Origin of the sequence: Anaeromyxobacter dehalogenans 2CP-C (genome assembly GCF_000013385.1) — a bacterium.
GTDB lineage: Bacteria > Myxococcota > Myxococcia > Myxococcales > Anaeromyxobacteraceae > Anaeromyxobacter > Anaeromyxobacter dehalogenans_B.
In genome coordinates, this window is the sequence record NC_007760.1 from 3,986,857 (window position 1) to 4,008,674 (window position 21,818).

General features: G+C 75.3%; 24 protein-coding genes and 1 pseudogene. 12 read left to right on the plus strand and 13 right to left on the minus strand.

Translation table 11 applies throughout. From position 1 onward, the window contains the following. Window position 1: 1 nt before the first annotated feature. Window positions 2–664 (plus strand): annotated as a pseudogene (locus ADEH_RS17935) (HNH endonuclease); the annotation flags it as partial. Here ADEH_RS17935 and ADEH_RS17940 read toward each other — a convergent pair. Then, the gene (locus ADEH_RS17940) at window positions 649–1,524 is read right to left on the minus strand and encodes a hypothetical protein (protein WP_041453671.1); all 876 of its coding nucleotides are present in this window, start codon (window positions 1,522–1,524) and stop codon (window positions 649–651) included. The pseudogene ADEH_RS17935 and the gene ADEH_RS17940 overlap by 16 nt on opposite strands. A 93-nt stretch (window positions 1,525–1,617) precedes the next feature. Between ADEH_RS17940 and dksA the strand changes: the two genes are divergently transcribed. The 3 genes from dksA to ADEH_RS17955 are packed head-to-tail and all read left to right on the plus strand — an operon-like array spanning window position 1,618 to window position 3,676. Continuing rightward, on the plus strand, window positions 1,618–1,986 hold the full coding sequence (dksA, locus tag ADEH_RS17945) for an RNA polymerase-binding protein DksA (protein ID WP_041453954.1): 369 nt from the start codon (window positions 1,618–1,620) through the stop codon (window positions 1,984–1,986). A gap of 56 nt (window positions 1,987–2,042) precedes the next feature. Then, window positions 2,043–2,912, plus strand: coding sequence for a UTP--glucose-1-phosphate uridylyltransferase GalU (gene galU, locus ADEH_RS17950; RefSeq protein WP_011422517.1), 870 nt, complete (start codon window positions 2,043–2,045; stop codon window positions 2,910–2,912). Then, window positions 2,909–3,676, plus strand: coding sequence for a hypothetical protein (locus ADEH_RS17955; RefSeq protein ID WP_011422518.1), 768 nt, complete (start codon window positions 2,909–2,911; stop codon window positions 3,674–3,676). Before galU ends, ADEH_RS17955 begins: the two co-directional genes overlap by 4 nt. A gap of 58 nt (window positions 3,677–3,734) precedes the next feature. On the opposite strand, the gene ADEH_RS17960 is transcribed toward ADEH_RS17955, so the two are convergent. The 3 genes from ADEH_RS17960 to ADEH_RS17970 all read right to left on the minus strand — a co-directional run bounded on the left by ADEH_RS17960 (window position 3,735) and on the right by ADEH_RS17970 (window position 7,901). Further along, a complete protein-coding gene (locus ADEH_RS17960) occupies window positions 3,735–5,204 on the minus strand; it encodes a sigma-54-dependent transcriptional regulator (protein WP_011422519.1) in 1,470 nt (489 codons plus the stop codon). Continuing rightward, on the minus strand, window positions 5,201–6,763 hold the full coding sequence (locus ADEH_RS17965; protein ID WP_011422520.1) for an ATP-binding protein: 1,563 nt from the start codon (window positions 6,761–6,763) through the stop codon (window positions 5,201–5,203). Before ADEH_RS17965 ends, ADEH_RS17960 begins: the two co-directional genes overlap by 4 nt. Window positions 6,764–6,932: 169 nt before the next feature. After that, the gene (locus ADEH_RS17970; protein WP_041453672.1) at window positions 6,933–7,901 is read right to left on the minus strand and encodes a diguanylate cyclase; all 969 of its coding nucleotides are present in this window, start codon (window positions 7,899–7,901) and stop codon (window positions 6,933–6,935) included. A 133-nt stretch (window positions 7,902–8,034) separates the two neighbouring features. Between ADEH_RS17970 and ADEH_RS17975 the strand changes: the two genes are divergently transcribed. After that, window positions 8,035–8,832: a hypothetical protein gene (locus ADEH_RS17975; RefSeq protein WP_011422522.1), complete on the plus strand. Its 798-nt coding sequence runs from the start codon at window positions 8,035–8,037 to the stop codon at window positions 8,830–8,832. Here the strand turns inward: ADEH_RS17975 and ADEH_RS17980 are convergent. Next, window positions 8,755–10,095: a hypothetical protein gene (locus tag ADEH_RS17980; RefSeq protein ID WP_011422523.1), complete on the minus strand. Its 1,341-nt coding sequence runs from the start codon at window positions 10,093–10,095 to the stop codon at window positions 8,755–8,757. The two genes, ADEH_RS17975 and ADEH_RS17980, sit on opposite strands and share 78 nt — an antisense overlap. 58 nt (window positions 10,096–10,153) lie before the next feature. Between ADEH_RS17980 and ADEH_RS17985 the strand changes: the two genes are divergently transcribed. The 4 genes from ADEH_RS17985 (at window position 10,154) to ADEH_RS18000 (ending at window position 12,662) form a co-directional block, all read left to right on the plus strand. Next, window positions 10,154–10,711 (plus strand): cob(I)yrinic acid a,c-diamide adenosyltransferase, encoded by a 558-nt coding sequence (locus tag ADEH_RS17985; RefSeq protein WP_011422524.1) that lies wholly within the window; start codon window positions 10,154–10,156, stop codon window positions 10,709–10,711. A 4-nt stretch (window positions 10,712–10,715) separates the two neighbouring features. Beyond that, the gene (locus ADEH_RS17990) at window positions 10,716–11,417 is read left to right on the plus strand and encodes an SDR family oxidoreductase (protein ID WP_011422525.1); all 702 of its coding nucleotides are present in this window, start codon (window positions 10,716–10,718) and stop codon (window positions 11,415–11,417) included. 119 nt (window positions 11,418–11,536) lie between these two features. Next, entirely contained in the window at window positions 11,537–11,920 is a 384-nt protein-coding gene (gene erpA / locus ADEH_RS17995; protein ID WP_011422526.1) for an iron-sulfur cluster insertion protein ErpA, read from the plus strand. 85 nt (window positions 11,921–12,005) lie between these two features. Continuing rightward, window positions 12,006–12,662, plus strand: a complete 657-nt coding sequence (locus tag ADEH_RS18000) for an MBL fold metallo-hydrolase (protein ID WP_011422527.1) — start codon at window positions 12,006–12,008, stop codon at window positions 12,660–12,662. Between the two features lie 107 nt (window positions 12,663–12,769). Here ADEH_RS18000 and ADEH_RS18005 read toward each other — a convergent pair whose 3' ends face one another. Both ADEH_RS18005 and ADEH_RS18010 read right to left on the minus strand, forming a co-directional pair. Further along, window positions 12,770–13,594 carry an enoyl-ACP reductase FabI gene (locus tag ADEH_RS18005; protein WP_011422528.1) on the minus strand — a complete coding sequence of 275 codons (825 nt, stop codon included), beginning with the start codon at window positions 13,592–13,594 and terminating at the stop codon, window positions 12,770–12,772. Further along, a complete protein-coding gene (locus ADEH_RS18010) occupies window positions 13,591–13,926 on the minus strand; it encodes a tetratricopeptide repeat protein (protein WP_011422529.1) in 336 nt (111 codons plus the stop codon). The genes ADEH_RS18005 and ADEH_RS18010 overlap by 4 nt, the downstream gene beginning before the upstream one ends. A gap of 62 nt (window positions 13,927–13,988) precedes the next feature. Here ADEH_RS18010 and mobA point away from each other — a divergent pair, with 62 nt between their 5' ends. Beyond that, on the plus strand, window positions 13,989–14,591 hold the full coding sequence (gene mobA, locus ADEH_RS18015; protein ID WP_011422530.1) for a molybdenum cofactor guanylyltransferase: 603 nt from the start codon (window positions 13,989–13,991) through the stop codon (window positions 14,589–14,591). Between the two features lie 9 nt (window positions 14,592–14,600). Here the strand turns inward: mobA and crcB are convergent, their stop codons facing one another. Together crcB and ADEH_RS18025 are read right to left on the minus strand one after the other, a co-directional pair. Beyond that, window positions 14,601–14,981: a fluoride efflux transporter CrcB gene (crcB, locus tag ADEH_RS18020; RefSeq protein WP_011422531.1), complete on the minus strand. Its 381-nt coding sequence runs from the start codon at window positions 14,979–14,981 to the stop codon at window positions 14,601–14,603. Window positions 14,982–15,024: 43 nt separating this feature from the next. Beyond that, the gene (locus ADEH_RS18025; RefSeq protein WP_011422532.1) at window positions 15,025–15,402 is read right to left on the minus strand and encodes a DUF1841 family protein; all 378 of its coding nucleotides are present in this window, start codon (window positions 15,400–15,402) and stop codon (window positions 15,025–15,027) included. 90 nt (window positions 15,403–15,492) lie between these two features. Here ADEH_RS18025 and ADEH_RS18030 point away from each other — a divergent pair, with 90 nt between their 5' ends. Next, on the plus strand, window positions 15,493–15,876 hold the full coding sequence (locus tag ADEH_RS18030; RefSeq protein ID WP_011422533.1) for a hypothetical protein: 384 nt from the start codon (window positions 15,493–15,495) through the stop codon (window positions 15,874–15,876). Window positions 15,877–15,893: 17 nt separating this feature from the next. Here the strand turns inward: ADEH_RS18030 and ADEH_RS18035 are convergent, their stop codons facing one another. From ADEH_RS18035 to ADEH_RS18050, 4 genes are all read right to left on the minus strand, one after another. Beyond that, window positions 15,894–16,334, minus strand: coding sequence for a hypothetical protein (locus tag ADEH_RS18035; RefSeq protein WP_232287325.1), 441 nt, complete (start codon window positions 16,332–16,334; stop codon window positions 15,894–15,896). A gap of 291 nt (window positions 16,335–16,625) precedes the next feature. Then, on the minus strand, window positions 16,626–17,387 hold the full coding sequence (locus ADEH_RS18040) for a class I SAM-dependent methyltransferase (protein ID WP_011422535.1): 762 nt from the start codon (window positions 17,385–17,387) through the stop codon (window positions 16,626–16,628). 87 nt (window positions 17,388–17,474) lie between these two features. Next, window positions 17,475–17,822 (minus strand): TraR/DksA family transcriptional regulator, encoded by a 348-nt coding sequence (locus tag ADEH_RS18045; RefSeq protein WP_011422536.1) that lies wholly within the window; start codon window positions 17,820–17,822, stop codon window positions 17,475–17,477. A 114-nt stretch (window positions 17,823–17,936) separates the two neighbouring features. Further along, a complete protein-coding gene (locus tag ADEH_RS18050) occupies window positions 17,937–18,860 on the minus strand; it encodes a pirin family protein (protein ID WP_011422537.1) in 924 nt (307 codons plus the stop codon). Between the two features lie 82 nt (window positions 18,861–18,942). Here ADEH_RS18050 and ADEH_RS18055 point away from each other — a divergent pair, with 82 nt between their 5' ends. Next, entirely contained in the window at window positions 18,943–21,804 is a 2,862-nt protein-coding gene (locus tag ADEH_RS18055) for a DUF748 domain-containing protein (RefSeq protein ID WP_011422538.1), read from the plus strand. The last annotated feature ends 14 nt before the right edge of the window (window positions 21,805–21,818 follow it).

The window sequence follows — 21,818 nt, forward strand, 5'->3', positions numbered from 1 at the left end:
GCCCGTTCGGGTCGCTGCGCCTGCTGCGGCTTCGGTGGCCGGGTCCGCCGTTGCCGCGTCGCCTTCCGCGGCTCCGCACCTCGCGTTTCATGCGCATGAAACGCCGCCGCCCTCCTCCGCTCGCAGTGAGCCTGTCGAACTGCGAGCGGCGGGCCCCGCCCCGAAGCCCAGCTCCGTCGACTGGCTCGACGGCGAGCAGGCTCGGATGCACCTCACCGTCTCGAAGGCCTTCTTGAAGAAGCTCGACGCGGCCCGGGACGCCCTGTCCCACGCCCTGCCGGGCGCGTCGCGCGAGAAGGTCCTCGAAGCGGCGCTCGACCTGCTCATCGCCGAGCGCGACCGGCGCAAGGGGCTTACCGCTCGCCCGCAGAAGAACGTTCGCCCGTCGAAGCCGGACCACATCCCTGCCCACGTGCGCCGCGAGGTCTGGAAGCGGGACGGCGGGCGGTGCACCTTCGTCCTCGCGTCCGGGGAGCGATGCGGCTCCACCCACCGGCTCGAGATCGACCACATCGCGGCGCGGGCGCTCGGCGGGCCCTCCACGGCGGACAACCTCCGGATCCACTGCAAGGGCCACAACCTCGCGGAGGCGCGGCGGGTCTTCGGGGACGCGCTGATCGATGCGTACGCGCCGCAGCGACGCGGCGATCAGTTGAACATGTAGATCTTCAGCGACAGCGCGATCTGGCGGGCGCTCGCGTCGGTCGTGCTCTGGCGGTAGCCGACGTCCAGCGCGGCGCCGCTCTGCGCGGCGATGCCGACGCCGGCGGACCACCAGTTCGTGTCGAGCGTCTCGTCCTTCATGAACCCGGCGCGGAGCGCCAGCATGCGGCCGGCGAGCACCTCGGCGCCGGCGGAGTAGCGGTTGGTGGTCTTGCCGAGCCGGTCGAGGTCGGTGCGCCAGTCGGCGGTGAGCTGCGCGCCCTGGTCGTTGCCGAGCGCCATGCCGGCGCCGAAGCCCATGGGCGCGATCTGGTCCTGGTGGATGGCCACCAGGTTGTAGCCAGCCGCGCCCAGCGAGAACAGGTCGGACACCTGCCAGAACAGGCCGGCGTCCACCGTCGCGGCGCGGATCTCCTCGCGGCCGAGGGCGAGGGGGCCGCGCAGGTCGAGCCACTTGCCGGCCGCGCCGATCCACATCCGCTCCACGAGCGGCGTGACGAGCGCGAGCGTGAACTGGTTGCCGACGGCGTCGCCCCTGGCGGCCCGCGTGAAGCCGAAGCCGGCCGTCACCGACGACGACATCCCGTCCACCACCGACGCGTTCAGGAACTGCCCGGGGGACTCGGAGCCGCGACGGTCCAGCATGCCCCCCGCCTCGAACGCGTAGCGGCGCCGCGCGCCGACGGCGGCGGGGTTCACGTACAGTCCCTCGTTGTTGGCGGCCACGCCGATCGAGGCGGAGAGGCCGAGCGCCCGGGGGCCCGCCACGTCTGGGAGGCCGCCGGCGGGAGGCGGTTCGGAAGCGGCGGCGGCGCCCGCGACGAGGAGCGCGGCCGCATGACACAGGAGGCGTGCGTGCACGTGCCGAGGATACGGGACGTGTCGCGCCCCCGGCAAGGACGCTTGTGGCGCGCGGACGCGAGCGCTAGCGTCGATCTGCACGCGGAGGTCGCCATGAAGGCACGCGAGACCGAACGCTTCCGCCGCATCCTGGCGGCGCAGCTCGACACGCTGGTGGGCCAGGGCGAGCGCGCCGTGCACGAGATGGCCGACTCGGAGGGCGGCGGCGAGATCGCCATCCCGGACCCGAACGACCGCGCCACGGCGGAGGAGCGTCGCAACTGGGCGCTGCGCCTGCGCGACCGCGACCGCCGGCTGCTCGGGAAGGTGCAGGCGGCCCTGGCCCGCCTCGACGCGGGCACGTTCGGCACCTGCACCTCCTGCGGCGCGCCCATCAGCGCGGCGCGGCTGCGCGCGCGGCCGGTCACGGACCTGTGCATCGCGTGCAAGACCGAGGCGGAGCGCGTGGAGCGGCCGAGATAGGGGGGCGCCGCTCACCGGTGGTGCCTGGCCCGGGGCCGGGCTAGATTGGCGGCACCATGGCGCCCAAGAAGATCCGCAAGGCCGTGATCCCCGCCGCGGGCCTCGGCACCCGGTTCCTTCCCGCCACCAAGGCGGTCCCGAAGGAGCTGCTCCCGATCGTAGACACGCCCACCATCCAGTACATCGTGGCCGAGGCGGTCGCGGCCGGCGTCCGGGACATCATCCTCATCTGCGCGCGCGGCAAGGACTCGATCGTCGATCACTTCGACATCGCCGGCGAGCTGGAGGACCGCCTGGAGAAGGCGGGCAAGCACGAGCTGCGCAAGCAGATGCGCGAGATCGCCCACATGGCGAACGTGCTCACCATCCGCCAGCAGGAGCCGCTCGGGCTCGGGCACGCGGTGCTGTGCGCGCGCGACGCCATCGGCGACGAGCCCTTCGTGGTGATGCTCGGCGACGACATCATCGACGCGCCGGTGCCCGGCGCGAAGCAGCTCGCCGACTGCTGGGAGCGGCACGGGCTCGGCACGGTGGCGCTCATGGAGGTGCCGCGCGAGGACACGCCGATGTACGGCATCGCCGCGGGCCAGGCGATGGACTCGCGCACCGTGCGCATCGAGCGCCTGGTGGAGAAGCCGAAGGCGGATCCGCCCTCCAACCTGGCCGTGATCGGCCGCTACGTCCTGCCCCCGCGCATCTTCGAGATCCTGGAGCGCGTGAAGCCGGGCGTGGGCGGCGAGATCCAGCTCACCGACGCGCTGGCGGTGCTGGCGCGCGAGGAGGGGCTGCTCGGGTATCGGTTCGAGGGCGAGCGCTACGACGCGGGCGACCGCTTCGGCTACCTGAAGGCCAACATCCTGTACGCGATGAAGCGCCCCGAGCTGGCGGGGCCGCTCCGCGCGCTCATGAAGGAGCTCGTCAAGTGAACCTCCGCCGCCTGGCCGCGGCCGCCGCCCTCGCGGCGGCGACGCCCTCGCTCGCCTACGTCCTCCACACCTCCGCCGTGCTGCGGCGCATGGGCGAGAAGCGCGCGTCGCTGTCCCTCTCCTCGCTCGAGGTCACGGGCACCCTCCAGGTGGAGGGACCGGCCGCGGAGCGGCTCGCCGCGTCCGCCGGGCTGCAGCGCTCGGCCACCGGCGAGGTGTCCGCGCCGGCCCGCTTCCTCATGAAGGTCCCGGGCCGCTGCCGGCTCGAGCTCACGCCCGCGGGCGTCCCCGAGGCGCAGCGCCCGGCGGTGTCGCTCGCGCGCGACGGGCGGCTGGGCGGGCGCGGCGGGCTCGACCAGGTCCCCGCCGCGGCGGCGCTGGTCCGGGCCGCCTGCGCGCTGCTCGCCACCTCGACGGCCGGCGACGCCTCGGGCGCGTACGCGGCCGCGCTCTCCCGGCGCGGCGTCGCGGTCTCGGAGATCGGCCTCGGCCGCTTCGACGGGCGCCTCGCGTACGTGATCGGCGGGCGCTCGCGCGAGGGCCGGCCGGTCGCGTTCGTGGACAAGGAGGCGTTCCAGCCGCTCCGCCTGGTCGCCGCCGAGGGCGGGGCCCTCCAGGACGTGCGGCTGCTGGGCTGGGGCTCCCCCGCCGGCGGCGACTGGTTCCCGCGCGCGGTCGAGGTGGCGGAGCAGGACGCGCTGCGGCTGCGCTTCACCACCGAGCGCGCGCACGCGAACCCCGCCCTGCCGGACGCGGGCTGGTGAGGGGCCCGGCCGGCGAGGCCGCGGCGGCGGCCCCGGGCCGGACGGGCGGCGGGCCGCGCTAGCCGAGCGCGCGCGTGGAGGCGTCGTCCTCGGCGTCGGGCTCGACGTCGGTGCGGTACTTGCGCAGCACGCGCTTGAAGTTGGAGCGGTCCATGCCGGCCTTGCGCGCGGCCGCGGAGATGTTGCCGTCGCACGCACGCATGAGCGCCTCGACGTAGCCCTTCTCGAACCGGCGCAGCGCCTGCTCCTTGGCGGCGGCGTAGGAGAGCGCCAGCCACGCGGCCTCGTCGCCGGAGGCCGGCGCCTCGCGCACCAGCGGCGCGGTGCGCCCGGTCACGGCCGGCGGCAGGTCGCCGGGCACCACCGAGTCGCCGCGGCACAGCACCACCGCGCGCTCGATCGCGTTCTCCAGCTCGCGCACGTTGCCCGGCCAGCGGTAGCCGCACATGAGCTCGAGCGCGTCCGGCGCGACCGTCCGGACCTTCTTGCCCAGCCGATCGGCGTAGCGGCGCACGAAGTGGTGCGCGAGCAGCGGGATGTCCTCGACGCGCTCGCGCAGCGGCGGCAGCGGGATGTTGATCACGTTGAGCCGGTAGAACAGGTCCTCGCGGAAGCGGCCGGCCTTCACCAGCTTGGGCAGGTCGCGGTGGGTGGCGGCGAGCACCCGCACGTCCACCCGCACCGGGTCGGCCGAGCCGACGCGCTTGATCTCGCCCTCCTGCAGCACGCGCAGCAGGCGCACCTGGGTCGAGAGCGGGATGTCGCCGATCTCGTCCAGGAAGATGGTGCCGCCGTCGGCCGCGTCGAACAGGCCGCGCTGATCGCGCTGCGCGCCGGTGAACGCGCCCTTCACGTGCCCGAACAGCTCGGACTCGAGCAGCGTCTCGGTGAGCGCGCCGCAGTTGAGCGCGACGAACGGGTGGCTGCGGCGCGGGCTGCGGGTGTGGAGCGCGCGCGCCACCAGCTCCTTGCCGGTGCCGCTCTCGCCGGTGATGAGCACGGTGGTGGCGCTGTACGCCACCGCCTCCACCATCCGCGTCACCTCGCGCATGGGCGCGGAGGTGCCCACCAGCCCCTCGGACGGCGACCCCTCGCGCTCGCGCAGCGCGCTCTCGAGCTGGCGGTTGCGGTCGAACAGCCGCTTCCGCTCGGCGGCCTTCGCCACCGCGCGCGCCACCACCTCCACGTCCTCGAACGGCTTGGTGAGGTAGTCGTAGGCGCCGGCGCGGACCGCGGCGAGCGCGGTCTCCACCGTGGCGTGGCCGGTCATCATGATGACCTCCACCTCCGGCCGGCGGTGCTTCACCGCGTTCAGCAGCTCGAGGCCGGAGAGCTGGGGCATCTTGATGTCGAACAGCGCGACGTCGAAGTCCTCCTGCGCGAGCCGCTGCGTGGCCGCGATGGAGGAGTCGAGGCCGACGACCTCGTGCCCCTTCCGCCGCAGCAGCGCCTCCATGGCGCGCAGCAGCGTCGGCTCGTCGTCCACCACCAGCACGCGGGCCGGCCGCGCCTCGGTTGCCTCGTTCATGGGACCGCTTCTCCTCGCTCGTGCCTCGGTTGCGCCGCCGGGAGCTCGAGCACGAAGCAGGCCCCGGGGTGCGGGCCGGGCTGCTCGAGGCGGATGGTCCCGCCGTGCTCCTCGACGATCTGGTAGCAGATGGACAGGCCCAGGCCGGTGCCCTGGCCCTCGGGCTTGGTGGTGAAGAACGGCTCGAAGATCCGCTGCGCCGCGTCCTCGGGCACGCCCGGCCCGGTGTCGGCCACCGACAGGCGCAGCCGCCCCGTCGCGGCGGGGCCCACCGCGACGGTGACCGTACCGCGGTCGCCCATGGCCTGCAGCGCGTTCACCAGCAGGTTGACGACCACCTGCTGGAGCTGGTTGCCGTTGCCCACGGCGATCGCCGGCTCGAACCGGCGCACCACCTCGAAGCGGCCGGCGCGGAGCTGCGGCGAGAGCAGGAACAGCGCGTCGTCCACCACCTGGCGCAGGTCCACCGGCCCGCGCTCCTCCTCGCGCGGGCGGCGCGAGAAGCGCAGCAGCGACTCCACGATGCGCTTGGCGCGGTTCGCGGCGTCCTGGATGAGCCGCAGGCTCTCCATGTCCTCGGGCGAGCGCTCCTCGCGGCTCATGAGCTGCGCGAACGCCAGGATCCCGCCGAGCGGGTTGTTGATCTCGTGCGCCACGCCGCCGGCGAGCTGGCCCACCGCGGACATCTTCTCGGCGTGGAACAGGCGCCGGCTCACCTCGCGCTCGTCGGTGACGTCCTTGAACGTGACCACCAGGCCGCCGTCGCCGAACGGGAACGAGCGGATCATCCAGGTGCGATCGCCGAACGCCAGCTCGCGCTCGGCGGTGCCGCCGCGCGGCAGGTCGCAGCAGGCCGGGCACGGGAGCACGCCGAACGCGTGCTCGCGGCAGCGCAGGCCGGCGACCTGCGTGATCGCCACGCCGGCCGCGCGCGCGAAGGCGGCGTTGGCGCGCGCCACCTCGCAGCCGCCCCCGCGGAAGATCGCGAGCGGGTCGCCGATGGCGTCGAAGCTGGCGCGCCACTCCTCGGCCGCCCGCACCAGCGCCGCGGAGCGGGCCGCGAGCTGGCCGTCGAGGTCGCGGTTCAGCTTCTCGAGCTGGGCGTTGCGCTCCGCGAGGAGCTGCTCGAGGCGCCGGTTCTCCTCCAGCATCCAGTGCTGGTCCACGGCGCTCTGGACGGTGATGCGCAGGTGCGCGTCGTCCCAGGGCTTCCAGATGAACCGGAAGATCTCCGACCGGTTCACCGCCTCCTCGATGACCGCCGAGTCGGCGTGGCCGGTGAGGAGGACGCGCTGCACGGTGGGCCAGCGCTCCTTCACGATCCGCAGCAGCTCGACGCCGGAGGTGCCCGGCATGCGGTGGTCGGAGACCACCACCTGGACCGGCTCGCGCTCGAGCAGCGCCAGCGCCCCGCTCGCGTCCCCGGCGTCGATCACGCGGCAGCGCGAGCGGCGCAGCACGCGGCCGAGCGCGCGGCGCACGTGCTCGTCGTCGTCCACCACCAGCACGGTGGAGTCGGGGCGGGCGTCCAGGGCGGCCTGGGATTCCGGGGGTGCCATCGGCTGCGCCCTCGAAGGTGCACAGAGGGGTCCAGCCGGTTCGCGTGCGGAGGGCCCTATTTCCAGGCAGTTGGGCGGTTCACTCCCCGGGTCGTTCATCGCCCCCGGGTGATATCACACCCTCCGGGTTTCGGCGTACCGGACACACGGTACAAACACCACCCGCCCTCTAACGGTCGCTCGCCTCGTACCGGTACGCCTGCGCCTGGTAGAGACAAATCGTGTTGCGTCCCGCCTTCTTGGCCTGGTAGAGCGCCTCGTCGGCGTAACGGACCAGCGCCTCCGGCGATCCGATGTCCTTCGACGGATAGAACGCGATGCCCATCGACGCGGTCACCTGGATGGCGGTGTCGGGTTCCGCGGACCCAGCCGGAACGGGGTAGCTCCTCGCGGACAGCTCCTTCCAGATCCGCTCCGCGACCGCGAGCGCGCCCGAGAGGTGCGTCTTGGGGAGGATGACCGCGAACTCCTCGCCGCCGTAGCGCGCGCAGATGTCGGGGTCCCGGGTGGAGGCGCGGAGCTGCTCGGACGCGCCCCGCAGCACGAGATCGCCGAACGGGTGGCCGTAGCGGTCGTTCACGAGCTTGAAGTGGTCCAGGTCGATCATGATGAGCGACACCGGATCCGAGTAGCGGTGGGCGCGCCGGAACTCCTCCTGCAACCGCTCGTCGAAGGCGCGCCGGTTCTTGAGGCCGGTGAGGTCGTCGGTGAGCGTCTGCTCGCGCAGCCGCCGCTGCGTCTCGCGGAGCTGGTCCTGGAGCGTCTTGATGCGCAGCATCGCCGCGCAGCGCGCCAGGATCTCCGCCTCGGCGAACGGCTTCGCCAGGAAGTCGTCGGCGCCGATGCGCAGGCCCGCGACCTTCGAGTCGAGGTCGGACTTCACCGACAGGATGATCACCGGGATGAACTGGTCCTCGGGCCGCGCCTTCACGATGCGCAGCACCTCGAGCCCGTCCATGTCCGGCAGGATCATGTCGAGCAGCACCAGGTCGGGCGGCTCGCCGCGCACCTTTCGGATCGCGTCCTTGCCGTCCGCGGCGGTCCGGACGTCGTACTCCTCGCGCTCGAGCACCCGCACCAGCCAGTCGAGCTGGGTGCGGGAGTCGTCCACCACCAGGATCTTGGCGCGCTGGGCCATCCGAGCCCGGAAACATACCTGCTTCCGCGCACCTCCGCCACGCACCGGCCGCGCGAGGGCGGCGCGGCGCCGCGGTTCGCCGCCCACATCGGGAGCGTTCCTCGAGCCCCGCCCAAGGGCATAGGTTCGCCCCATGCCGGGGCGGGCACGCATCGAGGAGCAGGCGGCGATCCTGGCCGCGGTCCTGGCCCGCGCGCGGGCGGCCGCGCCGGGCGGCGTGGTGGTGTTCGACCTCGACTCGACGCTGCTCGACAACCGCCCGCGGCAGGCGCGCATCCTGCGCGACTACGGGCGCGCGGCGGGCGTGCCCGCGCTCCTCGGGGCGCGCCCGGAGCACTGGACGAGCTGGGACCTCGCGGCCGCGCTCGCCGCCGCCGGGCTCCCGCCGGACGAGGTGGCGCGGCACCTGCGGCCGGCGCGCGCGTTCTGGGCCGGGCGGTTCTTCACGAGCGCCTACTGCCGCCTCGACGTGCCGCTGCCCGGGGCGCCCGGGCTGGTGCGGGCGACCGCCGGCGCCGGCGCGATCGTGGCGTACGTCACCGGGCGGCCGCTGGCCATGGAGGCGGGGACGCTGGAGGTGTTCCGGGCGGCGGGCTTCCCGCTGCCGGACGGCGCCCGCGTGCACCTGTTCCTGAAGCCGGACGAGGCGCTCGGGGACGAGGCCTGGAAGGCGCTCGCGCGCGGCCGCGTCGAGCGCCTCGGGCCGGTGGTGGCGGCGTTCGACAACGAGCCCGCCCACGTGAACGCCTACGCGCGGGCCTGGCCGGACGCGCTCTGCGTGCACCTCGACACCGACCACTCCGGCCGGCCGGTGGAGGTGCTCGCGCGCGTCCCCTCCATCCGCGACTTCCGCCTACCGCAGCCCCTGCATCACGTCCTCGGGGATCACCGGGGCGAGCCCGCCGCCGCCGAGGATGTTCACGATGGGTGACGCAGCGGCGCGGACCACCGAGCCCGACGGACGCGACGGCCCCAGGCCGCAGTAGGTGGACACGTCGCGGTACAGGTCGGACCGCGAGACGCCCTCCGGCGCGATGCGGGTGGCCGGCCGGCGCACGGCGAACACGCGCTCCTGCGCGACCCAGCCCCCGCCGCGCGGATCGGCGAGCGCCTCCTCCACCGCGCGGGCCCACGCGTCCGGCGCCGTCTCGGCGCCGAGGTGCACGCTCTTGCCGCCGTAGTCCCAGCTCCGCTTCAGCACGAACCGCTCGCGCTCCGCGACGAGCCGCGCCGCCACGTCGGCCGTGAGCCGGCGCGTCCAGGGCAGCCGGCCCGCCGCGGCCCGCTCCTCCGCGTCGAGCCCGGCGCGCTGCGCCAGCGCGGCGTCCTCGGCGCACTCCGACAGCCGCGCGAACAGCGCCTTCGCCTCGAGGAGCCCGTTCACCGGGTTGAGGAGCACGTACCTGCCGGGCGCGCGCAGCGCCCGCGCGAACGGATCGGCCGGGTCCACCTTGTGCGCCCAGACGTGCCGGTACAGCACGTCCCACGCCTCCGGCTCGCACTCGGCCGGCACCAGGTTCTCGGCGCGGTGGCCCATCTGCCGGAAGTGCGCCGCCAGCCGGCGCAGCTCGCCGATCTGCGCGTCGCCCGGCCGGGCCACCAGCGCGATCGACGGGCGGGCCCGCTCGCCCCCGCGCGCCCGGTACGCCGCCACCAGCGCCTCGCGCAGCCGCTCCATGTGGCTGCCGCAGGCCGCCACCAGCGCCTCGGCCTCGCGCGGCGACCTGCCGCGGGCGCGCGCGGCGGCGCGGATCCAGGCGAACGCGGCCAGGTCGGCGTAGGCGGACATGGCCGGGATGGTGGCGTTCAGCTCGAGCGCCCGCGGCGCGCCGCCGCCCTCCGGCACGAGGAAGTCCACCCGCGCCATCATCACCGCGAGCGGCGCCTCGCCGAACAGGCGCGCCATCGCCTCGGCCTCGAGGCCGGAGAACGGCTCCTCCAGCGCGGCCCGGTCGCGCGCGTCGCCCGAGGCCACCAGCGCGCGCGCCAGCTTCACGCTGCCGGAGAGGATGCGCTCCGCCTCCCGCGCCAGCCCGTCGAGCGCGGCGCGCGGGAGCACCTCGGGCTCGGCCAGCAGCGGGATCGGCACCACCGTGCCGTCCGGCTTGCGCACGGTGAGGCCCTCGGCCCAGGCGCGCTCGGCGGCCTCGCGGCCGATCGCGGCGAGCGCCCCTCCCTCGAAGACGTCGGTCATGCGCCGGTCCTACCGCGGGCGTTGCGGCGCGTCCACGGCCTCTGCTAGGGACCGCAGGGTGAAGATCTACACGAAGACCGGCGACGCCGGAGAGACCGGCCTGTTCGGCGGGCCGCGGGTGCGCAAGAGCGACGCGCGGGTCGAGGCCTACGGCGAGGTGGACGAGCTGAACGCCTGCCTCGGCACGGTGCGCGCGCGCGTCGAGGACCCGGAGCTCGACGCGCAGCTCGCGCGCATCCAGGACGAGCTGTTCTGCGTGGGCGCGGAGCTGGCCACGCCGCACGGCGAGAAGGCCCGCTCGGCCATCCCGGCGGTCGAGCCGCGCTGGGCCGAGCGGCTCGAGGCGGCCATCGACGCGTGGGAGGCGGAGCTGCCCCCGCTGCGGCAGTTCGTGCTCCCCGGGGGGACCGGCACCGCCGCGCAGCTGCACCTGGCGCGCTGCGTGTGCCGCCGCGCCGAGCGCCGGGTGGTGGCGCTCGCCGCCGAGGCGGAGGTCTCGCCGGTCGCGCTCGCCTACCTGAACCGGCTCTCCGACTTCCTGTTCGTGGCGGCGCGGATCGCGAACCACCGCGCGCGCAAGCCGGAGACGGCCTGGGACCCGCACCGGGAGAGGTGACGCCGTGGCCGACCGCATCGCGCTGGTGACCGGGGCCGGGGTCCGCGTCGGCGAGGCGATCGCCCGCGGGCTGGCGCGCGACGGGTGGACCGTCGCCGCGCACTACCGCACGCACCGCCCGCGCGGCTTCGCCTCCGCGCTGCAGGCGGACCTCGCCGCCGCCGACGGGCCGGCCCGGCTCGCGGCCGCGTTCCGCGCCCGGCACCGCCGCCTCGACCTGCTGGTGAACAGCGCCTCCGCGTTCGACGCGCTCCCGCTCGCCGGCACCGACGCGGCGGCGTTCGACTCGCAGATGGACCTGAACGCGCGGGCGCCGCTCCTGCTGGTCCGGGCGCTCGCGCCCCTGCTGGCGCGGGCGCGCGGCTCGGTCGTGAACGTCATCGACGTGGGCGGCGGGCTGGTGCCGTGGAAGGGCTACGCCGCCTACGCGGCCTCGAAGGCGGCGCTGGCCCGGCTGACCGAGTGCCTCGCGCTCGAGCTGGCGCCCCGGGTGCGCGTGAACGGCGTGGCGCCCGGCACCGTGCTCTGGCCGGAGCACTACCCCGCGGCGACCCGCCGCGCGCTCACGGCACGGATCCCGCTCGCGCGGCCGGGCACGCCGGAAGACGTGGCGGCGGCCGTGCGTTACCTCGCGGACGCACCGTTCGTCACCGGCGCCGTGCTGCCGGTGGACGGGGGGCGCCACCTGTCCGGACGCGCCGGCTGAAGGACGGGAAAACCCCTGTCGGTGCGGGCCCAAGCCCGCGTTGAAGCGCTCCACCCTCCCTGTTAGACTCCTTGCGCCACGTCAACGAGGGCGCGTCCCTCGATGGAGAACTCGAAGAAATGGAAGCCACCACCGTCGCCGCCCCGACCGCACCCTCCCCCGACCTGGGGATCCCGAACTTCGTCAGCCTGACCTCGAAGGCGATCGAGATGGTGAAGGACGCCATCGCGCGCGAGGGCCTCGCGGGCTACGGCATCCGCGTCGGCGTCATGGGCGGCGGCTGCGCCGGGTTCCAGTACTCGATGGACTTCGAGAAGGACCCGCGCGACGGCGACATCTCGCTCGAGCAGGACGGCATCAAGCTCTACGTCGATCCGATGAGCTCGATGTACCTCCAGGGCGTGACCGTGGACTACGTCGTCGGCCTGCAGGGCGCCGGGTTCAAGTTCAACAACCCGAACGCCCGCACCACCTGCGGCTGCGGCTCGTCCTTCTCGTACTAGGCATTCGCCTCGCCGGCCCGCGTGGCCGGGCGGTGCGCGCGGGCCGGAGGGGAGACCCTTCGGCCCTTCGCGTCTGGAGGAACCGATGCTCGTGGTCCGCCACGCGGTGGTCGGCCCGTTCGCGGCGAACTGCTGGCTCGCCGCCTGCGGGCGGACCGGCGAGGCCGTGCTGGTCGATCCCGGCGCCGAGGTGCACCGGGCGCTCGCGCTCACCGGGCCGTCCGGCTGGCGCGTCACCCGGATCTTCTGCACCCACGGTCACATCGACCACGTGGGCGGCGGCGCCGAGGCCCGCGCCGCGACCGGCGCGCCGCTGCAGATCCACGCGGCCGACGACGCCTGGCTCGAGGCGCTGCCCCGCCAGGCCGAGATGTTCGGGTTCGACCCGGTGGAGGCGCCGGAGGTCGATCACCACCACGTGGACGGCGAGGCGTTCCGGGTGGGCGACTGCGAGGCGCAGGTGATCCACACGCCGGGGCACAGCGCCGGCTCGTGCAGCCTGTGGTTCCCCGGCGAGCAGGTCCTGTTCACCGGCGACACGCTCTTCGCCGGCTCGGTCGGGCGGACCGACCTCCCCGGCGGCGACTTCGAGGCGCTGGAGCGCTCGATCAAGGAGCGGCTGTTCCCGCTCGGCGACGCGGTGCGCTTCCACCCCGGCCACGGGCCGTCCGGCACGCTCGGCGAGGAGCGCCGCGCCAACCCGTTCGTGGGCGAGTCGCCGCGGCGCGGCCGGTTCATCTAGCGTCCATCGACGCCGCTCCCTCGACTCCGCGCGGCCTCGCGGCCGCGCTACGCTCGGGATGAGCGAGCGGAGTCGAAGGGTCGGGACGAGCGGACCGAGTCGAGGGCCTACGACATGCTCACCACGCCCATGATGTTCTGGCCGGCGTCCACGTGGAGGATCTCGCCGGTCACGTTGCGGGCGAGGTCCGAGCACAGGTAGAGGGCGGCGCGGGCGCAGTCGTCCTGCTCGATGTTCCGGCGCAGCGGCGTCTTGTCGGCGTTCTCGCCGAGCATGGAGCGCATGCCCTTGATGCCGGCGGCGGCCAGCGTCTTGAGCGGGCCGGCGCTGATGGCGTTCACGCGGATGCCGTCCTGCCCGAGGTCCTCCGCCAGGTAGCGCGTCGAGCACTCCAGCGCGGCCTTCGCGACGCCCATCACGTTGTAGTTCCGGACCACCTTCTCGGCGCCGTAGTACGTGAGGCACACGATGGACGCGCCCGGCTTCATCATGGGCTTGAACGCCCGGGCGAGGCCGATGAGCGAGTACGCGGACACGTCGAGGGCGATGCGCCAGGTCTCGCGGGTGGTGACGTCGGCGAAGCGGCCGTCGAGCGCCTCGCGCGGCGCGTAGCCGATCGAGTGCACCAGCACGTCCACCTGCGGCCAGATCTTCCCGATCTCGGCGGCGGTGCGCGCGATGTCCTCGTCCTTCGAGACGTCGCAGTCGATGATGGCCTTCGCGCCGGCCTGCTCGGCCAGCGGGCGCACGCGCTTCCCCATCGCCTCGCCGGGATACGTGAACGCCAGCTCGGCGCCCTCGGCGCGGAACGCCTCCGCGATGGCCCACGCGATCGACCGCTCGTTCGCGACGCCGGTGATCAGCGCGCGCTTGCCCTTCATGATCCCGCCGAGCGGGAGGTGGGCAACCGCGGTCTCGTTCTGCTCGCTCATCCTTGAGCTCCTCTGGCGCGGACCGCCTCGAGCGCCTGGGTCAGCTCGCTCACCGCGTGTCCGTCCTGCTTGCGGGTCGCCACGGCGACCCCGTCCTGGTAGGCCTGCGCCGCCTCGCCGTCACGCCCCAGGGTCTCGAGCACCTGCCCGAGCATGAGGTAGGTCGGCACGTAGTCCGGAACGCGGCGGGCGAGCTCGCGAAACTCCTGCGCCGCCTCCTCGCCGAGGCCCGCGGAGCGCAGGGCCATGGCGAGGGAGTAGCGTGCGAAGGGGTCGTCGGGGCTCTTCTCGACGAACTTGCGGAACGTCTCGAGCCGCTGCTCCGGGGTCATGAGCCGGCCGTTTTAACCCGGATCACCCCATGGGTTCCAGCGCTCCGCGCTAGACTCGACGCATGGCGTCGATCCGGATCGCCGGCTGCACCGGGGCGCTCGTGGCGGGCGGGAAGGCCACGCGCATGGGCGGGCTCCCCAAAGGGCTGCTCCGGGTGGACGGCGAGCCGGTCGCCGGCCGCGCGCTCCGCCTGTTCCGTGCGCTGTTCGACGACGCCCTCGTCGTCGCGAACGATCCCGCGCCGTACGCGGCGCTGGGCGCGCGCGTGATCCCCGACGCCATCCCGGGCAAGGGCGCGCCCTCCGGCGTGCACGCCGCGCTCGCCGCCGCGTCCACCGGCTGGGTGTTCACCGCCGCGTGCGACATGCCGTTCCTCGCCGAGGCGCCCATCGCGTTCCTGGCCGGGCTGCGGGCCGGCGCGCCGGCGGTGGTGGTGCGCTGGGGCGGGCGGCTGCAGCCGCTGCACGCGCTCTGGTCGCGCGCGTGCCTGCCGGTGCTGGAGGCGGAGCTGCGCGCCGGGGATCCCTCGCTGCAGGGGCTGGCGCTGCGGGTGGGCGCGCGCATCGTGGAGGAGGCGGAGTGGCGCGCGGTGGATCCGCTGGGCCGCGCGTTCGAGAACGCGAACACGCCCGAGGACGCGGCGCGGCTCGGGCTCTCCCGCTGAGCGAGCCGCTCAGCCCGCCAGCCAGCGTACCAGCAGCGTGGCGGCGACCGCCGCGGCGAGGCAGCCCAGCACGGTGGCGAGCAGGTACCCGGCCGCCGCCGCGAGCCGGCCCTGCTCCAGCAGCGCGAGCGTCTCGTAGTTGAACGAGGAGTAGGTGGTGAAGCCGCCCATCACCCCGGCCGCCAGGAACAGCCGCAGGTCGGGCGGGAACGCCTCGCTCTGCAGGGATGCGGTCATGATGCCGGCGAGCAGGAACGAGCCGGACACGTTCACGAGCAGCGTGCCGCGCGGGAAGTCCGGGCCGAACGCCCGCAGCGCCCACGCGGACGTCAGGTAGCGCGCGCCGCTCCCGAGCGCGCCGCCCAGGCAGACGAGGAGGAGGCGGGCCACGCGTCCGTTTACCTCGGCGGTGCGCTCCCGGCAACCGGGCGCGTCACTCCTTGCCGGCCGCGCGCCAGCCCTCGACCGTGAGCGCGTCGAGCTCGCGGGCGTAGGTGGTGGCGTCGAAGGTGCGCCCCTCCAGCGCGGCGCTGGCGGCGTTCGCGACGAGCAGGCCGATGGCGTGGACCGCCTCGTGCCGCGGCAGCCCGCCCCGCAGCAGCCGCTCCAGCGCGCGGCGCGCCTCGGGCGGCTCGCCGCTCGCGAGCTGCGCCTCGACCACCAGGTGCAGGGCGGCGTGCAGGCGCGGCTTGGGCATGCGCGCGTGCGACGTGAGGCCGGCGTGGTGCGCCTCGACCGCGCGGAGGCGCTCGGCCTCGTCCGCGGCGAGCCAGGCGCTCGGGTCGGGGGCGTGATCGGCGTCGTAGTCCACGGTTCCTCCGCGGGCGGGATCCTGTCCGGGAGCGCCCGCCGGGGCAAGGCCCGCGCGGCGCGCGGGCGTGCTCCGCGATACCATGCCGCCATGCCTCGACGCACCCTCGCCGCCGCCGTCCTCGCCGCCGCGCTCGCGCTCGGCTGCCGCACGCCCGAGCAGAAGCTCCTCGACAGCCGCCGCGAGCTCCGCACGACGCTCGACGACCTCTACGCCGACTACCGCGAGGCCGCCGCGCCGGAGGGCGGCGAGGACGGCGGCGTGATCGGCCGGCTGTTCGGCGAGGTGGACCGCAGCTGGTTCGAGCAGCAGTGCCTCGCGCTCGGCCGCGGCGAGCGGCCGGTGGGGATGTCTGGCCGGCTGGAGACGTTCCTGCGCGAGCGGAGCAACGCGCGCGCCTGCCGGAAGGCGGCCGACCTGCAGCTGGAGATCGACGCGCTCGAGCGCAAGACCGGCGGGCGCGAGGCGCCGTAGCGCGGAGGCAGCGCGGCTCAGCCGCCGGGCAGGTGCCGCCAGACGCTCGGGTACAGCTCGCAGGGCGCGCTGCCGTCGGGGTAGCCGATGCGACCCGCCAGCTCCTGCGCCACGCGCTCGAAGTCCATCCAGCGCGGATCGCGGTGGTCGCGGTCCCCGATCACCGCGTGGCCGATCTCGTGCACGAGCACCGTCGCCTCGACGCAGCGGAACGTGCCGATCGACGGGTCGCGCGTGGTGAGGCGGATGTCGCCGTCGAAGCAGCCGAGCGCCGTCCCCATGCCGCCGCAGGCCACGAACTGCTCGTCCTGGAACGTGACGGTCCGGTGCGCGAGCGCCTTCCAGTCGCCGCCCCAGTACGCGAGCGCGGCGGACATGGTGGACTCGAGGCGGCGCGCGAAGTCCGGGTGGTGCGCGAAGGGCGCGGTGGTGTCGAGCACGACCGCGGTCTGGTGCACGACGAGGTCGGGCCCTCGCCCGCAGGACGCGGACACCGTCAGCAAGAGCAGGGCTGGAATCGCGACGCGCACCGCACGCACCCCGTGGATCTGGAGTGAAGCGTAGGCGGTGGTATGTGGACCGGGTAGCCACTGCTACCGTGACACACGACCTCCGGACGCGATCCGGGTGCGGCGGCGCGGGACGCCGCGGAGAGGTGGGACGGATCGGAGATATCGCCGGGGCGCGGCGCCACGATCCCGCGGCGCGTCACGGCGCGGTGGCGGCGATCCGGCCGGCCCTGACCCGCGTCAGACCCGGGCGCGCACCGCGATGGCCCGGGCCGGAAGCGTGAACGCGCCGGAGGGACGTCCCAGCCGATCCCAGCAGCCGTCGCGGAGGAGCGCCTGCCGCTCCGGCGGCTGGGCGGCCAGGTAGGCGCCCATGGGGCCGATGCCCGCGCCGAGCGAGCGCCACAGGTCGTCCCCGAAGTCGTCGTAGCGCGCCTCGACGTCCAGCGTCCCGGCCCGCAGCTCGCGGAACCCGGCGCGCGCGAACAGCGCCTGCAGCTCCGGCAGCCGCCGGAACGGGATCCGCGCGTCGTCCGGCGCGGCGGGGTCGAGCGCGATGGCCGCGTCCCAGAACGCGGTCGCGAGCGCGAGCCCGCCCGCCTCGAACGTGCACGCCGCGACCACGCCGCCCGGGCGCACCACGCGGCCCAGCTCCGCCGCCATCCGGTCGGGCTCCTTCACGAACGAGAGCACGAGCTGCGAGAGCGCCGCGGCGAACGCGCCGTCCTCGAACGGCAGCGCCTCCCCGGACGCGCGCCGCACGTCGGCGCCGGGCACGCGCGCGCGGCACGCCTCCACGAACGGCTCCGAGGGATCGACCGCCGCCACCTGCGCGGGCCCGAGCCGCTCGGCCAGCGCGGCGGCGAGGTTGCCCGGCCCGCAGCCCACGTCGAGCGCAGGCCCCTTCCCCACGCCGGCGAAGTCGAGGAAGCGCGGCGCGAGCGGTCGCGAGTAACGGCCCATGAAGCGGTCGTAGGCCGCGGCGGGGACGGCGAAGGTCATGCGCCGAGGGAGCGCACGCGGCGGGTCGCCGTCAACCGGCCTCCCCGGCCGAGCCGGGCAGCGGGCGCAGCGCGAACGGGAGGCGCCTCACTCCTCGTCGTCGGCCGCGACGCGGGTCCAGGGCACCGCCGCCAGCCGCTCGTAGGCGATGGGCTCGCCGGTGCGCTCGCTCACGCCGTACGTGCCGGCGTCCAGCTTCGCCAGCGCGCGATCGATGTCGGCGAGCAGCGCGCGCTCGCGCTCCGCCACGCCGAGGTGGTGGGCGGCCTCGGTGGAGCGCTGCGCGACCTCCTCGGGCTCGGTGCGCTCGCCCTCCGCCGGCACCGTCTCGACCGGCGTCGCCAGCAGGCGCTGCACGCGCCTGCGCTCCGCCTCGAGCTTCCCGCGGAGCGTCTCGAGCTGCGCCGCGGTGAGCCTCCCTGCGCTGCGCACCATGACCGTCCTCCTCTCCGGCTCCCCTCGCGCGGGGGAACATCCCCAGCATAGCCCCCATCGCCGCTTCCGCCGCGTCCCCCACAGGCCTGCGGCATCGCGCGCCCCAGCGTGCCGTCAGCGGATGCGCATGCCCGGCGGCCGCTCCGGGAGCGGGACGGGGTCCCGCTCACCGGGGATGGACCGGAACCGCCCGGCCCGCCAGTCGGCCGCCGCCTGCTCGATCCGCTCGCGCGAGCTGGAGACGAAGTTCCACCAGACGTGGCGCTCGCCGTCCATGGGCTCGCCCCCGAGGAGCAGGACGCGCGCCGCCGACGGCGCGCGCAGCACCACCGGCGCTCCCCGGCGCAGCACCAGGAGCTGCCCGGACGGGAAGCGGGCGCCGTCCACCTCGAGCTCGCCGCTCGCCACCAGCGCCGCCCGCTCCTCCTGGTCCGCCGGGACCTCGAGCCGCGCGCCCGCCGCGAGCGCGGCGTCCACGTAGAGCGTCTCGGACAGGACCCGCACCGGCGAGCGCGCGCCGGCGAACGTCCCGGCGATCACCCGCACCCTCACCCCGCCCGCCTCCAGCGCCGGGAGCGCCTCGGCCGCCACGTGCGCGAACGAGGGCTCGTCCTCCTCGTGCGCGCGCGGCAGCGCCACCCAGCTCTGGATCCCGGACAGCGTGCCGCCGGCGGCCCGCGCCGCGGGCGGCGTCCGCTCGGAGTGCGCGATCCCGCGCCCGGCCGTCATCCAGTTCACCGCGCCCGGCGCGATCACCTGCACCGACCCTAGGCTGTCGCGGTGCAGCAGCTCGCCCTCGAAGAGGTACGTGACGGTGGCGAGCCCGACGTGCGGGTGCGGGGCGACGTCGAGCCCGTCCCCGCCGCGGAACAGCACCGGCCCCAGCTCGTCGAGGAACACGAACGGCCCCACCATCCGCCGCTGCATGGCCGGCAGCACGCGCCCCACCCGCACCCCGCCGAGATCGCGCGTGCGCGGGACCAGCACCGTCTCGATCGCCGGCCCGGGCCGGGCCCCCTCCGCCGCATCTTCACGCATGGTCATCGTCTCCGGCCCGGGCGCCCCGGTCCCGGAATCCCCGGCTTGCGCGCCGCGCCATGGGGGGGTTTAAGGGGCGACCATGTCCGACACCACCCCGAAGCCGCCGCGCCGGCGCCGCTGGCTCCGCGCCGGCGCCGTCCTCGGCGCGCTCCTGGTCCTCTACACCGCCTTCGGCTTCCTCGCCGCGCCGTCGCTCGTCCGGCGGATCGCGGTGAAGCAGGCGTCGGCAGCGCTCCACCGGCCGGTGGAGATAAACCGCGTGCGGGTCAACCCGCTCGCGCTCTCGGTCACGGTGGAAGGGCTGCGGGTGAAGCACGCGGACGGCGCGCCGTTCGCGGCATGGGACTCGCTCCACGTCCGGCTCGCCCCGCTCCGCCTGCTCGCCGGCGATCTCGGCTTCGCCGAGATCCGCCTGGTGCGCCCGGCGCTGCACGTCGGCCTCGACCCGCGCGGCGCGCTCACCTTCGAGGACCTGCTGGCCGGCGACCCGGAGGCGGCGGAGCCGGGCGCCCCCGCGGCCCCGGAGAAGGAGGGTCGGCTGGGGCTCTCCATCGGGCGGCTCGCCGTGGAGGAGGCGCGGGTGGTCTTCCGCGACGCCACCCGCAAGCCGGCGTTCGAGACCACCCTCGGCCCGCTCACCGTCCGCCTGGAGTCCTTCCGGACCCGCGGCGGCGGCGACAGCCCCTACTCGTTCGCCGGCACGACCGAGTCGGGCGAGACGTTCCGCTGGACCGGCACGGTCCGCAGCGCGCCGCTCCGCTCCTCGGGCACGCTCGCGTTCGAGCGGATCCAGCTGCCCAAGTACGCGCCCTACATCCACGACCAGGCGCCGGTGGACCTCGCCGAGGGCGTGCTCGACCTCGAGACCGGCTACGAGCTGGCCTGGGGCGCGGACGCCCGCGTGCTGCGCACCTCCGGCGGCAAGCTGACCGTGGAGCGCCTCGCGCTCGCGCCGCGCGGCGAGAGGGACGCGCCGGTGCGGCTGCCGCGGGTGGAGGTCTCCGGGATCCGGGTGGACGCGCTCGCGAAGGAGGCGTCGGTCGCGACGGTCGCGATCCGCGGCGGAGCGGTGCGGGCCCGCCTGGAGGAGGACGGGAAGCTCGAGCTGGCGCGGATGGCGCCGCCGCCCTCCCCTGCGTCGCCGGAGCCCTGGCGGTGGTCGGTGGGCGCGCTGGCGGTCTCCGGCCTGGCGGTGGACGTGGAGGATCGCTCGACGGCGCGCCCGGTGCGGCTCCCGCTCACCGACGTGGCGGTGACGCTGGAGGGGATCCGCCCCGGCCCGGAGACGGCCTGCCCGCTCACCGCCTCGCTCGCCTGGAACGGGCGCGGCCGGCTCGCGGTCAAGGGCGAGGTCCGCCCGTTCGGCGATCGGGGCACGCTCGCGCTCGAGGCGGAGGAGCTCGACGTCGTGCCGCTCGCGCCGTACCTCGACGCGTCGCTGGTGGCGCGGCTCACCGGCGGGCGCGCCGGCGCCAAGGCCACCATCGGCTACGAGCTCGGCGGCAAGGCGCCGCGCTGGACGTTCGCCGGCGACGTGCGGCTCGACGCGCTCGCGGTGGCGGAGGCGGGCAACGAGGACCTGCTCCGGTGGAGGGCGCTGGAGGTGACCGGCATCGACGCCGCCTCCACCCCGCCGCGCGCCACGGTGCGCCGGGTGCGGCTCCTCGAGCCGAGGGTCAAGGCCTACGTCTGGGAGGACGGCGCCACCAGCGTGGCGCGCGCGCTCCCCCCGGCCCCGGCGGCGCCCGCGCCCGCCGGCCCGGCCTGGCGGACCGCCATCGGCAGCGTCGAGGTGGTGGGCGGGCGGGTCGCGCTGGTGGACCGCTCGGTCACGCCGGCGGCGGTGGTCAACCTCACCGGCGCGCAGGCCACGGTGACGCGCCTGTCCTCGGATCCGAAGGTCCGGTCGAGCGTGGACGTGCGGCTCCAGGTGGAGGGCGCCTCGCCGGTGCGCGTCACCGGCACGCTCAACCCGCTGCAGCAGGACGCGTACACGGAGCTGGTGGTCGCGTCCGAGGGCGTGGACCTCTCGCCGCTCGGCCCGTACGCCGGCAAGTTCCTCGGCTACGGGCTGCAGAAGGGGAAGCTCGACCTCGATCTCAAGTACACCGTGGTGAACCGCGCGCTCACCTCCACCAACGTGGTCCGCGTGAACCAGCTCACCCTGGGCGAGAAGACCGACAGCCCGGACGCGACCAAGGTCCCGGTGCGGCTGGCGCTGGCGCTCCTGCAGGATCGCGAGGGCGTGATCCTGCTCGACGTGCCGGTGGAGGGGAACCTCGACGACCCCGAGTTCCGCCTCGGCAAGGTGATCTGGCGCACCATCCTGAACGTGCTCGTGAAGGTGGCCACCTCGCCGTTCACCGCGCTCTCGTCGCTGGTGGGCGGGGACCAGGCCGACCTGTCGCTGGTGGAGTTCGCCCCGGGCACCGCCGAGCCGCTGCCGGCCGCGAAGGAGCGGATCGCGCTGCTGGCGCGGTCGCTCGGGCAGCGGCCCGCGCTCGGCCTCGAGCTGGAGGGCTCCGCCGACGCGACGCAGGACGGCCCCGCGCTGCGGCGCGCCGCGCTGGAGCGCGCGCTCCGCCGGGCCAAGGCCGAGACGCTCCGCTCGGCCCCGGCGAGCCTGGACGAGGTCACGCTCGGCGCCGAGGAGCGCGCGCGCCTCGTGAAGGCCGCGTACCACGCGGCGTTCCCCGCCCCGCCGACCGCGACGAAGGGCGAGGCCGCGCCGGCGCCCACGCCGCAGGAGATGGAGGAGCGGCTCGCGGCGGCCGCCCAGGTGCCGGAGGACGCGTACCGGGCGCTCGCGGCCGAGCGGGCGCAGCGCGCGCGGGAGGCGCTCGTCGCCGCCGGCCTGGACCAGGCGCGGCTGTTCCTCGCGCAGGGCGGCGAGCGGGCCCGGAAGGAAGCCGGCGCGCGCGTCTACTTCAGCGTGCGCTGATCCCGGCCCGCGGG

Bases quoted from the DNA above. Each gene is read 5' to 3' on its own strand.
- ADEH_RS18030 (WP_011422533.1), top strand. From the start codon at position 15,493: ATGCCTCGACGCACCCTCGCCGCCGCCGTCCTCGCCGCCGCGCTCGCG.
- mobA (WP_011422530.1), top strand. From the start codon at position 13,989: ATGGCGTCGATCCGGATCGCCGGCTGCACCGGGGCGCTCGTGGCGGGC.
- ADEH_RS17960 (WP_011422519.1), bottom strand. From the start codon at position 5,204: ATGAACGAGGCAACCGAGGCGCGGCCGGCCCGCGTGCTGGTGGTGGAC.
- ADEH_RS18010 (WP_011422529.1), bottom strand. From the start codon at position 13,926: ATGACCCCGGAGCAGCGGCTCGAGACGTTCCGCAAGTTCGTCGAGAAG.
- ADEH_RS18050 (WP_011422537.1), bottom strand. From the start codon at position 18,860: ATGCGTGAAGATGCGGCGGAGGGGGCCCGGCCCGGGCCGGCGATCGAG.
- dksA (WP_041453954.1), top strand. From the start codon at position 1,618: ATGAAGGCACGCGAGACCGAACGCTTCCGCCGCATCCTGGCGGCGCAG.
- ADEH_RS18055 (WP_011422538.1), top strand. From the start codon at position 18,943: ATGTCCGACACCACCCCGAAGCCGCCGCGCCGGCGCCGCTGGCTCCGC.
- ADEH_RS18040 (WP_011422535.1), bottom strand. From the start codon at position 17,387: ATGACCTTCGCCGTCCCCGCCGCGGCCTACGACCGCTTCATGGGCCGT.
- ADEH_RS17975 (WP_011422522.1), top strand. From the start codon at position 8,035: ATGCCGGGGCGGGCACGCATCGAGGAGCAGGCGGCGATCCTGGCCGCG.
- ADEH_RS17965 (WP_011422520.1), bottom strand. From the start codon at position 6,763: ATGGCACCCCCGGAATCCCAGGCCGCCCTGGACGCCCGCCCCGACTCC.
- galU (WP_011422517.1), top strand. From the start codon at position 2,043: ATGGCGCCCAAGAAGATCCGCAAGGCCGTGATCCCCGCCGCGGGCCTC.
- ADEH_RS18000 (WP_011422527.1), top strand. From the start codon at position 12,006: ATGCTCGTGGTCCGCCACGCGGTGGTCGGCCCGTTCGCGGCGAACTGC.
- erpA (WP_011422526.1), top strand. From the start codon at position 11,537: ATGGAAGCCACCACCGTCGCCGCCCCGACCGCACCCTCCCCCGACCTG.
- ADEH_RS17980 (WP_011422523.1), bottom strand. From the start codon at position 10,095: ATGACCGACGTCTTCGAGGGAGGGGCGCTCGCCGCGATCGGCCGCGAG.
- ADEH_RS18005 (WP_011422528.1), bottom strand. From the start codon at position 13,594: ATGAGCGAGCAGAACGAGACCGCGGTTGCCCACCTCCCGCTCGGCGGG.
- ADEH_RS18045 (WP_011422536.1), bottom strand. From the start codon at position 17,822: ATGGTGCGCAGCGCAGGGAGGCTCACCGCGGCGCAGCTCGAGACGCTC.
- ADEH_RS17970 (WP_041453672.1), bottom strand. From the start codon at position 7,901: ATGGCCCAGCGCGCCAAGATCCTGGTGGTGGACGACTCCCGCACCCAG.